14 protein-coding genes are annotated in these 16042 nt (G+C 49.9%); 13 read left to right on the top strand and 1 reads right to left on the bottom strand.

Annotation, left to right across the window (positions count from 1 at the left end):
- Positions 1-64 precede the first annotated feature (64 nt).
- On the bottom strand, positions 65-3985 hold the full coding sequence (locus XMD530_RS01330) for a NahK/ErcS family hybrid sensor histidine kinase/response regulator (RefSeq protein ID WP_173506600.1): 3921 nt from the start codon (positions 3983-3985) through the stop codon (positions 65-67).
- A gap of 278 nt (positions 3986-4263) precedes the next feature.
- Here XMD530_RS01330 and XMD530_RS01325 point away from each other — a divergent pair, with 278 nt between their 5' ends.
- From XMD530_RS01325 to ccmI, 13 genes are all read left to right on the top strand, one after another.
- Positions 4264-4518 (top strand): DUF4212 domain-containing protein, encoded by a 255-nt coding sequence (locus tag XMD530_RS01325; RefSeq protein WP_173482871.1) that lies wholly within the window; start codon positions 4264-4266, stop codon positions 4516-4518.
- 10 nt (positions 4519-4528) lie between these two features.
- On the top strand, positions 4529-6244 hold the full coding sequence (locus tag XMD530_RS01320; protein ID WP_173482870.1) for a sodium:solute symporter family protein: 1716 nt from the start codon (positions 4529-4531) through the stop codon (positions 6242-6244).
- A 310-nt stretch (positions 6245-6554) separates the two neighbouring features.
- The gene (locus tag XMD530_RS01315; protein ID WP_254446164.1) at positions 6555-8315 is read left to right on the top strand and encodes a DUF294 nucleotidyltransferase-like domain-containing protein; all 1761 of its coding nucleotides are present in this window, start codon (positions 6555-6557) and stop codon (positions 8313-8315) included.
- A gap of 40 nt (positions 8316-8355) precedes the next feature.
- The gene (locus tag XMD530_RS01310; RefSeq protein WP_173480382.1) at positions 8356-8976 is read left to right on the top strand and encodes a 3'-5' exonuclease; all 621 of its coding nucleotides are present in this window, start codon (positions 8356-8358) and stop codon (positions 8974-8976) included.
- 79 nt (positions 8977-9055) lie between these two features.
- The gene (ccmA, locus tag XMD530_RS01305; RefSeq protein WP_173506599.1) at positions 9056-9706 is read left to right on the top strand and encodes a cytochrome c biogenesis heme-transporting ATPase CcmA; all 651 of its coding nucleotides are present in this window, start codon (positions 9056-9058) and stop codon (positions 9704-9706) included.
- Positions 9706-10386, top strand: a complete 681-nt coding sequence (gene ccmB / locus XMD530_RS01300) for a heme exporter protein CcmB (protein WP_173505729.1) — start codon at positions 9706-9708, stop codon at positions 10384-10386. Before ccmA ends, ccmB begins: the two co-directional genes overlap by 1 nt.
- Positions 10387-10391: 5 nt before the next feature.
- Positions 10392-11141, top strand: coding sequence for a heme ABC transporter permease CcmC (gene ccmC, locus XMD530_RS01295; RefSeq protein ID WP_173480385.1), 750 nt, complete (start codon positions 10392-10394; stop codon positions 11139-11141).
- A 55-nt stretch (positions 11142-11196) separates the two neighbouring features.
- Positions 11197-11376, top strand: coding sequence for a heme exporter protein CcmD (gene ccmD / locus XMD530_RS01290; RefSeq protein ID WP_173480386.1), 180 nt, complete (start codon positions 11197-11199; stop codon positions 11374-11376).
- Complete coding sequence (gene ccmE / locus XMD530_RS01285) at positions 11373-11834, top strand: cytochrome c maturation protein CcmE (RefSeq protein WP_173480387.1); 462 nt, start codon at positions 11373-11375, stop codon at positions 11832-11834. The genes ccmD and ccmE overlap by 4 nt, the downstream gene beginning before the upstream one ends.
- Positions 11831-13792 carry a heme lyase CcmF/NrfE family subunit gene (locus tag XMD530_RS01280; protein ID WP_173483861.1) on the top strand — a complete coding sequence of 654 codons (1962 nt, stop codon included), beginning with the start codon at positions 11831-11833 and terminating at the stop codon, positions 13790-13792. The genes ccmE and XMD530_RS01280 overlap by 4 nt, the downstream gene beginning before the upstream one ends.
- Positions 13793-13801: 9 nt before the next feature.
- The gene (locus XMD530_RS01275; RefSeq protein ID WP_173480389.1) at positions 13802-14335 is read left to right on the top strand and encodes a DsbE family thiol:disulfide interchange protein; all 534 of its coding nucleotides are present in this window, start codon (positions 13802-13804) and stop codon (positions 14333-14335) included.
- Positions 14332-14793, top strand: coding sequence for a cytochrome c-type biogenesis protein (locus XMD530_RS01270; protein WP_173480390.1), 462 nt, complete (start codon positions 14332-14334; stop codon positions 14791-14793). The genes XMD530_RS01275 and XMD530_RS01270 overlap by 4 nt, the downstream gene beginning before the upstream one ends.
- Positions 14793-16040, top strand: a complete 1248-nt coding sequence (gene ccmI, locus XMD530_RS01265) for a c-type cytochrome biogenesis protein CcmI (protein WP_173482865.1) — start codon at positions 14793-14795, stop codon at positions 16038-16040. The genes XMD530_RS01270 and ccmI overlap by 1 nt, the downstream gene beginning before the upstream one ends.
- The last annotated feature ends 2 nt before the right edge of the window (positions 16041-16042 follow it).

Genomic DNA, 16042 nt, shown 5'->3' with positions numbered 1-16042 from the left:
GCCACCAAAAAATCGCGGCCTTTTTAAGACCGCTCCAACAACAAGTTTAAGACCGCTCCAACAGCTACTTCGAGACGTTTTTGCTGATCAGCTGGCGAAGGGCGGCCGGTTTTACCGGTTTATTCAACAGTATTGCCCCATGCTCTGTAATCTCAGATTTTACCTCGTCTGTGCGGTCTGCGGTGATGATGATCGCCGGCACCTCGCCTAGACCCAGTTTGGCTAGCTCATTCAGTGCCATGATGCCGGTATCGGTCTCGCCAAGGTGGTAATCGACCAGCATGATGTCCGGTGTGAATGAACCATCACTGCAGGTTTCTACAGCCGCTTGAATGGAGAGGGCGGTTCGTACTTCACAGCTCCATCCGGTCAGAAGCGCGGTCATCCCCTCTAGGATCTTCGGTTCGTTATCGATCACCAATACGTTGACGCCGTTTAGGCCTTTCGAGCGGATCCAGCCACGCTGTTGTGGTTTCTGCTTCACGGCAAGTGCTGGGTCGCCAAGCGGAACATCAACACTGAATACGGTTCCCTTGGTCGGCCAGGATCGAACATTCAGCTTATGCTTCAGCATCTTGGCGATACGTTCTGTAATCGCCAAGCCTAATCCGAGCCCTTGTACCTCTGAGTGGCGTGGGTTGTCGATGCGGCGAAACTCTTCAAAGACTTCAGAGATCTTATCTTCAGCAATGCCGACACCGGTATCCCATACTTCAATGCGGATGAACTTGCTGTGGTGGCGAACACCCAACAGTACTCGACCCGAGTTGGTGTAGCGGATCGCGTTAGAGATGAAGTTCTGCAGTATGCGACGCAGTAGCGTTTGGTCTGAATGCACCACCGATTTGCAGTCGATACTCTTGAATTTCAGCCCTTTCTTCTCCGCCATAGCGGTGAATTCAGTATCCAGGTTCGAGAAGACGTTTTGGACAGAGAAGTGAGTCATGTTGGGCTCTAGCGCACCGGCATCCAGCTTGGAGATGTCCAGTATGGCAGTAATGAGCTCTTCCGCTGATCGCAGAGCACCATCCAAGTTATCAACCAACTGTGCGGTCTCGTTCTGGTGACTCTGTTGAGCCAGCGCCGATGTGAAGAGACGAGCCGCATTCAGTGGTTGCAGCAGGTCGTGGCTGGCCGCAGCCAAGAATCGTGTTTTACCTAAGTTGGCCGCTTCAGCATCCGATTTGGCCTGGCGTAGTTCATCTTCCATTAGCGCACGGACGGTGTTCTCTTTGCGCAGCTCTTTGTTAATTAGGGATACCGCTTGGGTGCGCTCTTCAACACGTTTCTCAAGGTTTTCATTAGTCTCTTGCAGAGCGATCTCGGCATTACGGCGCTCTGTGATATCTTGGTAAAGTGTGAAGTAACCCAAGATGTCCCCGTACTCGCCAATGTGCGGAATCATCGTTAACTCAGCAAAGCGCAGTGAATCGTCTTGGGTCGGTAAGCGAGCTTCAAATTTGACACGTTCACCCTGCAATACACGTCTCACGAACGGTTGGCGCAACTCATACTGATCTTTAGGCATGATGGTATGACTAGGTGTGCCGGCAATGGTATGTCGGTTAATGCCAACGCCATCAGCAAACGCTTTGTTGACGAATAGGTAGTTCTGCTCCGGATCGAGATAGCTGATCATGACCGGCACGTTGTCGGTATAGACGCGGATGTTCTGCTCACTCTCACGCAGTGCGTCTTCGACACGCTTGTGCTCGGTAATATCCATGTAGGTGTTGACGTAACCGCCATCGGGCATCGGGTTACCGCGTACCTCTAACACTTGGCCGTTCGGGCGATAACGTTCAAACCCGTGCGGTTTGCCAGAACGCAGCAGCTGCATGCGCTGTTCAACCTGTTCATCGATGGAGTTTCCAGAGAATCCATACTCACCATGAACCGCGTTGAAACGGATAATCTCCTCGATGGGGCGGCCGACGCTAATTAGCTCTTCTGGGTAGTCGAACATGTCGATGAACTTTTGGTTCCATGCAACCAGACGATACTTCTGATCGACTACGCTGATGCCCAGAGAGACGTTCTCAATGGTCGACTGTAGCAGCGATTTGTTGAAACGCAGTGCCTGTGATGCCTCATCAACAATCGCAACGACATCGCCAATCTGCATATCTTTACCGCGCAGTGTCGAGTCCATGACGATTCGAGCTGAAGACGCACCGATCACACCGGCCAGTAAGCGTTCGATGTATTGAATCAGTTCGTTATCCGCTTTGACACCCGCTGGCAATGGCTCTTCATCGCGACTGCTCCAATACTCGTTCATCGCCTCTTGTGTGCGGCGAATGCCCAAGAAACGCTCGGCAAGCATCTGCAGGTCGCTGATGGTGACGGGTGTCGTCTGACGGCCTGGCTCTGTTGTTTCATCGCGTCGGCTATCGACATATGCACTGGCCTGAATACGATCCACCAAGCGGGCGCGCGTTAGGTTGGATACTAGGTAGTAGGCCAGAATGTTAATGCCCAGAGACCAGATGACACCATGAGTCAGTGGGTTAATTCCTTGAATTCCAAATAGGGAGGTTGGTTGTAACCAAGTTGGAATGACACCGTCACGTATCAGTGTATCAGGGACTAAATTGGCGACTTCGAATACAGGGTAGACTAGCGTATAGCACCAGAGTGCAAAGCCGCTTACTAAGCCAGCAATGGCACCGCTTCGGTTGCCCTCTTTCCAGTACAACGCACCGATGATACTGGGTAAGAATTGAATCGCTGCGACAAAGGCGAGTAGACCAAAGGAGGCGAGGGAACCCTGGTCCCCCAAAATTCGGTAGTAGAAGTAGCCCATCAACAGAAGCATGAAGATGGTGATACGGCGCACACTTAACAGTAGTCGGCCAAGATCTTTGCTCTCTGCAATGCGAAGACTCGGAATGCGCAGCAGAATAGGAATGACTATGTCGTTACAGACCATGGTAGCCAGAGTAATAGAGGCCACGATAACCATACTGGTCGCCGCTGATAGGCCACCGATAAAGGCAAAGGTTGCCAGTCCAGGATAGCCCTGGCTTAACGGTAAGGTCAGTACCCAAGAGTCCGGGTTAAGCGCGAAGGTTGGCAGTGAGATAGCACCGGCCGACGCGATGGGCAGAACAAATAGCGCTAGCAGGAATAGGTAAGTGGGGAAGAGCCAGCGGGCGATTCTAAGGTTGTTGTGTTTGATGTTCTCGACAATGGTCACGTGGAACTGGCGTGGTAGACAGATGATCGCCCCACAGGCCAACAGAATTTCAGTTAAGAAACTCCCCGCAAACAGTGAACCTGAAAAGTTTATCGAGTGCAGTTGCGATTGAACGCTGGCAACGGTCTGCACTACACCACCATAGAATTCAAAGGTGACAAAGAAACCGACCGCAAGGAAGGCGGTCAATTTGATGACCGACTCAAACGCAACGGCTAATACCAAACCCTGATGGTGCTCAGTGGCATCGATATGGCGAGTACCAAACAGAATCGCGAATAGGGCCATTGTTAGTGCTACTACAAGGGCGGTATCACTACCTTTGCTCAGTGCCTCGGTCGCAGCAGGCGCAATCGCGTTGTAACTCACTGCAACCGCTTTTAGCTGAAGTGCGATGTAGGGAATGGTTCCCAACACCGCTATGACTGTAACCAGAACGGCGATGGTTTGACTTTTGCCGTAACGTGACGAGATAAAGTCGGAGATAGTAGTAATGTTCTGCTGTTTACTGACACGACTGATCTTTTCGATGACCTGCCAGCCCAAAATGAAGACAATGACCGGCCCTATATAGGTCGCCAAAAACTCCCAACCAGTGGTATGAGCTCGTCCGACGGCACCATAGAAGGTCCAAGATGAACAGTAAACCGCTAAGGAGAGAGAATAGATGATCGGGTTGCCCGCCCAGCTCTTCCCGGCACGACTTCGATCGCCCAAGTAAGCGATCGCAAAGAGTAGGCCAAGGTAGCCTAAAGCGATGAGGGTGACGGATAGACCTGATAGCATGGTGTGATTCCTAACAACAGTTGCCTGCATTCTAACGATTTGTGCCGTTTCGACCAAAAGTTTCAGTTTAATGCTTAAAAACAGTGTTTTTGATGTAATTTTGGTTATAAAGGTATATCTAAAAGTTTGAAAAATCATTAAAATCAGCCACTTACTTAAGTCTGTGCGACTAAAGTTGCTCTCCTTTTAGGGAGATGGCTTAGGTATGATGTCTACAACTGTGGTAATCACAGCCTTTTTGTTTATAACAACAACTTGTAAAGGGATAGGTTATGTCAATGACCAAAGAAAATGCGCAGGCATACTGGGGTGAGAACCTTCGCATTATTATCACCTACATGGCGATCTGGTTCGTCGTATCGTTTGGATGCGGTGTGCTATTCGTCGATGCTCTTGATCAAATCCAATTCTTCGGTTTCCCGCTAGGATTCTGGTTTGCTCAACAGGGTTCAATCTTTGTATTCGTCGCGTTGATCTGGGCTTACGTGTCTAGCATGAACAAACTTGACGAAAAATATGACGTTCACGAGTAAGGAGTAAATCATGAGTCTTGATGCGTTAACGTTTCTATTTGTAGGTGGCTCTTTCGCCCTTTACATTGGTATTGCGATCTGGGCACGTGCCGGATCAACTAAAGAGTTCTACGTTGCAGGCGGTGGTGTACCACCAGTTGCAAACGGTATGGCGACTGCTGCGGACTGGATGTCAGCTGCATCGTTCATCTCACTAGCGGGTATCGTATCGTTCATCGGTCGTGATGCTTCTGCCTACCTAATGGGTTGGACAGGTGGTTACGTACTACTAGCGATGCTACTTGCACCTTACCTACGTAAGTTTGGTAAGTTCACAGTGCCTGACTTCATCGGTGATCGTTACTACAGCAACACTGCTCGTACGATTGCGGTTATCTGTACCATCATCATCTCGTTCACATACGTAGCTGGCCAGATGCGCGGCGTTGGTATCGTATTCTCACGTTACCTACACGTAGACATCAATACTGGTGTAATCATCGGTATGGCGATCGTATTCTTCTACGCTGTACTAGGCGGTATGAAGGGTATTACTTACACTCAGGTTGCTCAGTACTGTGTATTGATTCTTGCATTCATGGTTCCTGCGATCTTCCTATCAGTTCAGGTAACTGGTCACTTCCTTCCACAGACTGCACTAGGTGCAACTCTGGAGAGCGGTCAGTCAGTACTTGCGACTCTGGATGCATTGTCTGTTGAGCTAGGTTTTGCTCAGTACACTGCAGGTTCTAAAACTACGGTTGACCTATTCTTCATGACGGCTGCACTAATGTGTGGTACTGCAGGTCTTCCTCACGTAATCGTTCGCTTCTTCACTGTACCTCGCGTAAAAGATGCGCGTATCTCAGCTGGTTGGGCGCTTATCTTCATCGCTATCCTTTACACATCTGTACCAGGTGTTGCGGGCTTCGGTCGCGTAAACCTAATCCAGACTGTAAACGGTACTGCTGAAACTGCGGCTTCTGGCGTTGCTAACACGGGTGTTAAATACGAAGACATCCCTGAGTGGTTCGCTCGTTGGGAAAACACTGGTCTTATCAAGTGGGAAGACAAAAACAACGATGGCGTTGTTTTCTACAGCAAAACAGATGCAAACGAGCTAACAGTTAACCGTGACATCATGGTACTTGCTAACCCAGAGATCGCTCAGCTTCCAGCTTGGGTAATCGCTCTAGTGGCAGCAGGTGCGGTGGCAGCGGCACTATCAACAGCAGCGGGTCTTCTGTTGGTAATCTCGACATCGATCTCGCACGACTTGATGAAGAAAACCATCAATCCGAACATCACCGACAAGCAGGAGCTTCTATACGCACGTGGTGCAGCAGTCGTTGCGATTCTTGTGGCTGGTTACTTCGGTGTTAACCCTCCAGGCTTCGTAGCACAGGTTGTTGCATTGGCATTCGGTCTAGCAGCATGTTCTGTATTCCCTGCGATCCTAATGGGTATCTTCAGCAAGCGCATGAACACTCAAGGTGCAGTCGCTGGTATGGTCGTTGGTATCGTATCGACTATGGCTTACATCGTGTACTTCAAGTTCATGGGCGGCACTAAAGACGAAATGTGGTTCGGTATCTCTCCAGAGGGCTTCGGTACTGTGGGTATGATCCTGAACTTCGTTGTGGCTAAAGTTGTCTCTTCTATGACAGCTGAGCCACCTGCTGAAATCCAGCAGATCGTTGAAGACATCCGTATCCCACGTGGTGCGGGCGCAGCTCAGTCTCACTAAGAGCTAGCTGACAATGAGAAAGGCGTCCTTCGGGGCGCCTTTTTTAATTGCCGATGGTGGCTTTGTTTAGATGTCGGGGTTTGTCGCAGCGCTCCAATTCACTCCTACAACGTAACTTTGTAGGAACGAATTTAGTGAAACTGAAACCGTGATGCTTTTCAGAAAAAGTTGATTTGAGTTCCTGCAATTTTTTCTAAAACGCGCAATACTCAATTGATTATTCGACGACCGAAGTGAGGGTCCAATGCCTGATTCTTTTAAGATGGGGAATCTCCCTTTTAGCCTGCTGACTGAGTCCTAACAGGAGTTCTTGCGCTCCAATCTTGATATCGGCTACTACCAATCTGGTGAGGTGATCATTAAAGCGGGTGATCAGTCAGAAGGTGTCTATGTGGTCTTTCGAGGTCGCGTAGCAGAGAGTGAGCCTCAGGATGAAGATGATGAGATGCTACACGTCTTCATGCACTATGAGAATGAGGACTACTTTGGTGGTTGGTCCGCGATGCATGGCTCTGCCATTCATAACTTTACCGCTGAAGAGGAGACGATCTGTCATATCTTCTCGACCGATATCCTGCTTGAGCTGATCGACTCGAATCCCGGTTTTGCCGACTATTTCCAACAAAATCTAGCCGCGAAATCAGAAATCGTTGCGCAGCAGGGCGAAGGCCAGGATATGGCTGAGTTTATGCTGGCGACGATAGAAGAGGCGGTGGTTCGTGACCCTCTGATCGTTAATGAAGGGACTAGCATTAAAGAGTCGACTCAACTGATGCGCGAGACTAAGTCGGATTCGGTCTTAGTTCGTCGTGGTAGTCGTATTGGTATGGTGACTGGTACCGATATTCTCAATGCTATTGTTCTCAATGATGGTTCAGTCGATGAGGATGTTGCGACCATCGCGACCTATCGATTGATCACCTGTAAGCCGGACGACTTCCTTTTTAACGCTTTGGTCATTATGACGCAGCAACAGATCGAGCGTGTGGTTGTCATGGAGGGCGATACCCTGGTTGGCGTGGTGCAACTGACGGACGTGCTCTCCTACTTCTCTAGTCACTCGCACGTGATTGGTCTGCGCCTTGAGCGAGCCAGTACGATAGAGGATCTCAGAGAGGCAGCAACAGGGTTGAACAACCTCATCAAAGCGCTGATCTCTACCGGTGTTCGTATTCGTTTTACTATGGATCTTCTTGCGGCGATGAATAAACGGATCATCGCTAAGCTGTTTGATCTGGTGGTGCCGGCCGATATGCAGCCTCACGTCTGCTTGATTGTGATGGGGTCTGAAGGTCGCGGTGAGCAGATCATGAAGACGGATCAAGACAACGCGTTGATCTTTCGTAATGGCCTTAACTGGGCTGAAAAGCGACAGACCATGCAGCGCTTTAGTGAGACGTTAATTTCGTTTGGCTTCCCGCCTTGTCCCGGCAATATCATGGTCTCTAACCCTGAGTGGATCAATTCAGTCGATGACTGGACCCAGAAACTGCAGGACTGGTCGATGAGCAGCGATCCGGAGGACCAGATGCGACTGGCGATAGCGGTGGATGCCAAGCCGGTCGCGGGTAACGTAGCACTGTTTAAAGTGGCTCGAAACTGGTTCCTGCGTACTATGCGTAACAATGATCTGTTCTTCTCGCATTTTGCTAAAGCGGCGGTTGAGTTTGATACACCGTTAACCTTCTTTGGCAATTTAAAAGAGCGTGGAGAGTTGGATATCAAGAAGGGCGGAATTTTTCCTATTGTTCATGGCGTAAGAACCTTCGCGCTTGAGCAGAGAATCCTTGCTACCAATACCTTTGAGCGTTTAGAGGCCCTGGTCGATGCAGGGGTAATGCAAGAGAGTGTCTCTAAAGATATCTCAGAAGCACTAGGTCTGTTTGTGAACATTCGTCTGCGTCAGCAGATCCGTCGTGCAGAGCAGGCAGAGGATGGTATTGACCCAACGCCTAATATCATTGAGTTGCAACAATTGAATAAAATGGATAGAGAGTTGTTAAGGGATGCTCTGTTAGTCGTGAAAAGCTTTAAGAAATCACTAACGTCCCGATTCCATCTGTCGAGCTAAGCTGAATAGTGCTTCTGAACCAAAAGGATATTGGTTAAACATGATATTGCCTCGTGCTATACGCAAATTTAAAGACAAACGTGCGGTTAAAGATCCGCGTTGGGTCTCTCTTTTTGATCAGTATGAGGGTGATGAGGTTGTCTCGTTAGATTGTGAGACAACCAGTCTTGATGTCAGCGAGGCATCAATCCTGTCGATTGGCGCCGTCAAAATCAAAGGTAAGCGCGTAAAGACCAGTGATCGTCTTGATATTAAATTGAAACCACCGGCTGATTTGACGGCTGAATCGATCAAAATCCATAAAATCCGCGCAGCCGATCTGGCCGACGGTGTCTCCATTGAGGAGGCGCTGGAGCAGGTGTTGGAGTTTGTCGGTAATCGCCCCATCCTCGGCTACTACGTCAACTACGATATTCGCATGCTCGATAAGTTCTTGCGTCCTGCGTTTGGCTTTGGTCTTCCTAATAAGGCGATCGAGCTGTCGCACGTCTATCACGACATCATTAAGTGGCGTCACGTTGGGGGTGATGTCGACCTGCGGTTCGACACTATTGCTGACAAACTGAATATGCCTATGATTCAACGTCATACGGCGTTAGGTGACGCAATCTCCGTAGCGTTGATGTATGTCCGTCTCAAGCACGGCGATACTCCGCTTTAACTGCTATCTCTACCTGACTACAGATGGTAATAAGGTTATAATTTCGCGAATTGTAATTTGCTAACCTTTTGGAGTCTTTGTGGCGCAGGCGCTTTTAACAGCCCAATCCCTATTTTGTGAGCGTGATGATCGTATTCTGTTCGATCAGCTACAGCTGACTGTCTCCGAAGGTGAAATCTGGCAGGTCGAAGGACGCAATGGCTCCGGTAAAACGACGCTTCTGAGTATTTTGTGTGGTCTCAGCTCACACTATGAAGGTGAGCTCTATTGGCGTGGTGAGCCAATGGATGAGGTGCGTGAACAATTCCTATCAGAACTTCTATACATAGGTCACCAAACCGGTGTCAGTGCCATGCTGACGGCAGAGGAGAATCTGCATTGGCAGTGTGCATTACACCCCTCTCTGGACGCTAGTCGAGCGCAACAAGCACTGGAAAGTGTTGGTTTGAAAGGGTTTGAAGATGTGCCTGCGCATCAGCTGTCCGCCGGTCAGAAACGTCGTATCGCACTGGCGAAGCTCTATATGAGTAGAGCGAAACTCTGGATACTCGATGAGCCGTTTACAGCAATCGATAAAATTGGTGTGGCAGCGAAAGAGGCATTAATGGTTGAGCACATTCGAGCGGGTGGCAGTGTCATTATGACCACGCACCAAGATCTTAGTGCAGAGATTCCTCTGCATACCATCAATGTTGAACACTTCGCCTCGTCTCAACGGGAGTGGTCATAATGAGCTCCACTCTACAGCTGTTTAAGCAGACCTTTAGACGTGATCTTACGCTCGCGTTTCGTCGCAAAAGCGAACTGGTGAATCCGCTGATCTTCTTTTTAATTGTCGCGTCACTCTTTCCCATCGGAGTTAGCCCAGAGCCGAATTTTCTCTCTCAGTTAGCTCCCGGTCTGGTCTGGGTAGCGGCTCTGTTGGCAACACTGTTGTCGATGGAGACCCTATTTAAATCGGACTACGAAGATGGCTCGTTAGAGCAGTTGCTGCTATCACCTCAGCCAGTCTTTTTAGTGGTGCTATCCAAAGTGTTAGCTCACTGGTTGCTATCAGGTTTGGCGTTGACTTTAGTGGCACCCCTTTTGGGTGTGATGTTGTTCTTGCCTTCGGAGGGTATGCCCGGGTTGATGCTCAGTCTGTTGTTGGGCACTCCAACGCTGTCACTGATCGGTGCGATCGGTGCAGCACTGACGGTGGGTCTGCGTCGTGGTGGCGTGTTGATCTCTCTGTTGGTTTTGCCCTTGTATATTCCGGTGCTCATTTTTGGCTCTAGCGCCGTACAAGCAGCAGTAACAGGTTTGCCCCTAGATGGTTATCTGGCGCTGTTGGGGGCTATGTTGGCATTAGCATTGGCATTGGCGCCTATTGCAGCCGGTGCGGCATTACGAATTTCAGTGAGTGGATAAAAGTTATGGCTAGTAGTTGGTTACCTCGTTGGTTCTATCAGTTGGCATCACCTCGTTGGTGTTACTCGATCACCGGTAAATTGATTCCCTGGTTTGCGGCCATTGGTGGTCTTTTGTTTGTTATTGGTCTGGTGTGGGGGCTAGCGTTTGCGCCATCGGATTATCAGCAGGGCAATAGCTTCCGCATCATCTATCTGCATGTACCGACGGCGATTCTGGCGCAGAGCTTCTATATGTTGATGGCGATTGCCGGTGCAATTGGCCTGATCTGGAAGATGAAAGTGGCCGATATGGTGGCCAAATCTGTGGCGCCACTGGGAGCTGCGCTCGCTGTGTTAGCTCTGGCAACCGGTGCTATTTGGGGTAAGCCTACCTGGGGCTCTTGGTGGGTTTGGGATGCGCGTTTAACCTCAATGTTAGTGCTTCTATTCCTCTACTTGGGGGTGATGGCGCTCAACTCGGCTATTGAGAGTGAAACCACAGCCGCTAAGTCGACGGCGGTATTGGCGTTAGTGGGTCTGGTTAACATTCCGATCATTAAATACTCGGTGGAGTGGTGGAACACACTGCATCAGCCAGCCACTTTTAAAATCACAGAGAAACCGGCCATGCCCGCTGAGATGTGGATGCCACTTCTGGTGATGGTGATCGCTCTCTACTTAGTGTTTGGGCTAGCGATGATGTTGCGTCTTCGTAATGAGATTTTAACTCGCGAACGCCGTGCAGGCTGGGTAAAAGAGCTTCTTGGTAGTTAAGGTTTGCGTCAGAAAATGACACTACCTTACAGCCAACTCAAATTTTAGGTGAACTATGGCGTTTGAAACCTTTGCAGATTTTTTAAATATGGGCGGTCATGGCCTGTATGTCTGGTTAAGTTATGGGCTGGGTCTGCTGACCATCGCACTCTGCCTTTATCTGCCCATTATTCAAGGCCGCGAGACTCGTCGTTCGCTTCGCCGCCGCATTCAACGTGAAAGTGTTAAGTCATGAATCCAAAACGTAAAAAGCGATTAATCATTGTTCTTATGATTGTATTTGGCGCCAGTGCCGCGATCGGTCTGACGATGTATGCACTGAGTCAAAACATTAACCTATTCTACTCTCCGACTCAGATTGCCAAGGGTGAAGCCCCTGCAGACACCCGTATTCGTGCCGGCGGCATGGTCGTTGAAGGCAGTGTGAAACGCGATCCAAACTCGTTGCGTGTTACCTTTGAGGTGACCGACTACGAGAACAAGGTTGCCATTGAGTACAGCGGTATTCTTCCTGATCTGTTCCGTGAAGGGCAGGGCATTGTTGCGCAGGGTAAACTTGACGCCTCTGGCACACTGCAAGCCGTTGAAGTTCTTGCGAAGCATGACGAAAACTACATGCCGCCTGAAGTGGCAGAAGCGTTAGAGAAGAGCGGTAAGATGCCGATGCCTTCAAAAGAGGAGTTCAACAAGTGATTGCCGAACTGGGAACCTACTCTCTAATCTTAGCTATGTTTTTAAGCATTCTGCTGTCGGTTGTTCCGATGGTAGGTGCTCAGCGTTCGAGCCTGTTGTTAGTCAGCTACGCTCGCCCGCTGACGATCGGTGTAACTTTTTTTGTTGGTCTGGCCTTTGCTTTTCTGGTCTACGCCTTCTTAACCAACGACTTCAGTGTTGAGTACGTTGCCAATAACTCTAATACGGCCCTACCTTGGTACTACCGTGTCAGTGCTGTCTGGGGTGGTCATGAGGGGTCTCTTCTACTTTGGGTACTGACCCTTGCTGGCTGGACTTTGGCTGTTGCTCTGAAGAGTAAAGCCTTGCCCTTGGACATCATAGGTCGAGTTTTGGGTGTGTTAGGCATCATCACGACCGGATTTCTGTCGTTCGTCATCTTTACCTCAAGCCCGTTCGAGCGTCTTTTACCTCGTTCTCCGGCACAGGGTGCAGACCTTAACCCACTGCTTCAAGATTTTGGTTTGATTGTTCACCCTCCAATGCTCTACATGGGCTATGTTGGCTTCTCAGTTGCGTTTGCCTTTGCTATTGCGGCCCTGTTGAGCGGACGTATGGATGCCGCTTGGGCACGCTGGTCACGTCCATGGACGAACGTTGCTTGGGCATTCCTGACGCTGGGTATTGCACTAGGCAGTTGGTGGGCCTACTACGAACTTGGTTGGGGCGGCTGGTGGTTCTGGGATCCAGTCGAAAACGCGTCATTGATGCCGTGGCTAGTTGGCACTGCATTGATTCACAGCCTGGCAGTCACTGAAAAACGTGGTGTCTTCAAAAGCTGGACGCTACTGCTTGCGATCTTTGCCTTCTCGCTCAGCCTGTTAGGAACCTTCTTAGTTCGTTCCGGCGTTCTGACCTCGGTGCATGCCTTTGCATCGGATCCAGCACGAGGTTTCTACATTCTGGTCATGCTTGCAGTGGCCATTGGGGGTTCCCTTCTGCTCTACGGCATTCGTGCCGCTCAGGTGAAGAGTGACTCTAGCTTTACCTTGGTCTCGCGTGAAACTCTGCTGTTGGTCAACAACGTTCTACTGACAGTCATCGCATTCACTGTGCTACTAGGCACCCTCTATCCTCTGCTAATTGATGCTCTGGGCATGGGTAAAATGTCGGTTGGACCTCCCTACTTCAATGCTTTGACGGTTCCTCTAGGCGCTCTGCTGATGGTGGCTCTGGGTGTCGGCGCGCTGGTGCGCTGGCGTCAAACTGATGCATCTCAACTGCTCAAACGTCTGATCGGTCCTTTAGTGCTTGCCGTCGTCTTTGGCGTCGCAACCATGATGATTCGTGGTGGCGAGGGTTGGGATCACTGGACTTATGTGGGCATTATCTTGGCCTACTGGATCGTCTTCTGTGCACTGGTCGATCTATACGATCGTGCCGGTAAGCGTTCAGGTTCACTCTTTGCCTCTCTGAAGAAACTACCTCGTGCTTACTGGGGTATGCATTTGGCACACTTGGGTATGGCAGTGCTTGCGGTGGGTATCGCGATGGTCTCAGCGTTTACTGAACATCGTGATCTGCGTATGGCGCCCGGTGATCGCCAAGAGGTTGGACAATATGTCTTTGAATTTAAAGGTATCGAGCACGTTGAAGGACCTAACTACACCTCTGACAAGGGTGTCATCAATGTCTACCAGGATGGTCAACTCTACGAAGTCATGACACCCGAGAAGCGTCTCTATACTGCCCGTGGCAACGTGATGACCGAAGCGTCGATTGATGCGGGTCTATTCAGAGATCTCTATGTGGCACTGGGTGAGCCTCTAGAGGATGGTGCTTGGGCGATTCGTCTGCAGTTTAAGCCCTATGTTCGCTGGCTCTGGTTGGGCGGTCTGTTGATGACTTTTGGCGGTTTCCTTGCGGCGATGGACAAACGTTACCGTAAGATGTCGCAGCGCGATGCGAAATTGGCCTAAGGAGTCGTCATGAAGAAACTGTTTCTATTTGCACCGCTGGCGCTCTTTATCGGTTTAGGCTTCTTTCTTTGGAAGGGTCTATACCTAGACCCGCGTGAACTGCCATCGGCACTGTTGAACAAGCCGATGCCTGAGTTTGAGTTGACCTCTGTTACTGATCCAAGTCGCAAGCTGACGGTGGACGATTTTAAAGGCGATATCGCACTGGTTAATGTCTGGGCTACTTGGTGTCCCACCTGTAAAGAGGAGCACGCCTTCCTTAATCAGTTGGCCAGCCAGGGTGTCACCATTTATGGCATCAACTATAAAGACGATTTAACCAAAGCGAATGATTGGTTACGTCGCTACCTAGACCCTTACAAAGAGGTTGTTTTCGATCCTCAGGGCCGTCTAGGATTGGATCTAGGAGTCTACGGTGCTCCAGAGACCTACGTGATCGATCAGCAGGGCGTTATTCGTTACCGTCATGTTGGTGCGGTGGATGCAACAGTTTGGCAGGATCTCTCGTCCGTCATCGAGACGATCAAGGGTGAAGCTTCATGATTCGCGCACTGTTTCTGTTGGTTCTATTGTCGAGCTCCAGCTTCGCAGCCATTGATACCCACAACTTCAAATCAGTGGAAGATGAGAAGCGTTTTCATGCTTTAGCGGCTGAACTGCGTTGCCCTAAGTGTCAAAACCAGAATATTGCCGATTCGGACTCCCCCATCGCAAAAGACCTACGCACCGAGGTGTTTCGCATGATCGATGAGGGGGCTGAAGATGAGTCGATTATCGATTTTATGGTGACTCGCTACGGGGAATTTGTTCTCTACCGCCCCAAAATGAACAGTCAGACTTGGTTGCTATGGAATGGGCCGTTTTTAGTATTGGGCTTTGGTGTGTTAGTGATTTTAGCGGTTGTATGGCAGCGCCGTTCGCGTCGAAAAGTGAGCGAGGCAGCGCTAAGCTCTGATGATCAGGCACGTCTCGATGCGCTTTTAAAACAGGATAAAGAGTAATGTTGTATTTGTGGTTGGGTATTGCGCTGTTATCGGTCGTAGCAATTCTGTTTGTTATCTACCCGGTTTGGAAACAGTTCAAAGATAAAGTCGATACGGTCGTTACCTCTGACCCGCAACGCGATAACGTCGAAGTCTTTAAAGATCGTCTTCAGGAGTTGGAGCAAGAGGTCGCATCGGGATCATTGTCACAAGAGGACTTTGCCGTTCTTAAAACAGAGCTTGAAAAGAACTTGCTGATTGATGCCAGCACGGAGAGTCGTTCGCTCAGTTCCGAATCGATCTCAACTAAACAGTTTATGGCTGCCTCTTTTATCGCGTTAGTGGTGGTGGTTGCTTCATTAGGGCTTTACGCCAAAGTCGGTAGTGCACCAGCGCTAGAAGTGGCACTGAACATGTCTGAAGATCCATTTGATGGTCGTCAGCCCACGCTGCAAGAAGCGATTGATCAGCTGCGTAAAGAGCTGGAGCTACAACCCGCAAACCCAGAAGGTTGGTATCTGTTAGCCAGCACGCTGATGGGCCAACAAGATTATCAGGGTGCGTTAGAGGCTTATCAAAATACCTTAGCCTACCTCACGCCTCAGGATGTTCAGTACGCGACAGTGATGGGGCAGTTGGCTCAGTCTATGTTCTTCGTTGCCGGTGGCATGACGCCTGAAGTTCGTGACCAAGTTGATAAAACGCTAGCGGCGGAACCGTTCGAAATCACAGCACTAGGCATTTTGGGAATCGATGCCTTTGAGCGTAAGGCCTATCGCGATGCGATTGGCTTCTGGTCAACAGCGCTAATCAATGCCGATGGTGCTTCTGCTCAGTCGTTACAGAATGGCGTTGAGCGTGCTCGAAATGAGTTAATCGCCTTGGGTGAAGATGTCAGCGATATCGAAATGCCTGCGATGGCGGCTATACCCGTAAAAGTTTCAGTGGCTGCTGAACTGCTCGCTAATGTACCAGCAGAGACGCCAGTCTTCATTGTTGCGCGTCCTTTAGAGGGTGGTATGCCACTGGCAGGTGTGCGTTTAACGGCGGCCGATTTGCCGGTTGAGTTGGTGTTAAGTGATGCCAATGCGATGACACCTCAAGCCCGTCTATCGGGTTATGAGACCGTTTCAGTCAGCGCCCGAATCAGCCTCAGTGGTGATGTGACTCCACAGCCAGGCGATATGATTGCGGAAATCACTGATATACCTACAAAAGGTTTGTCTCAACCACTAGAAATAGTGGTCTCTGAAGTTGTAAAGTAGGG

The organism is Marinobacterium sp. xm-d-530, assembly GCF_013283365.1.
GTDB lineage: Bacteria > Pseudomonadota > Gammaproteobacteria > Pseudomonadales > Balneatricaceae > Marinobacterium_E.
The sequence above is the reverse complement of the archived record's forward strand: the minus strand, read 5'-3'. Positions and strand labels throughout refer to the sequence as shown.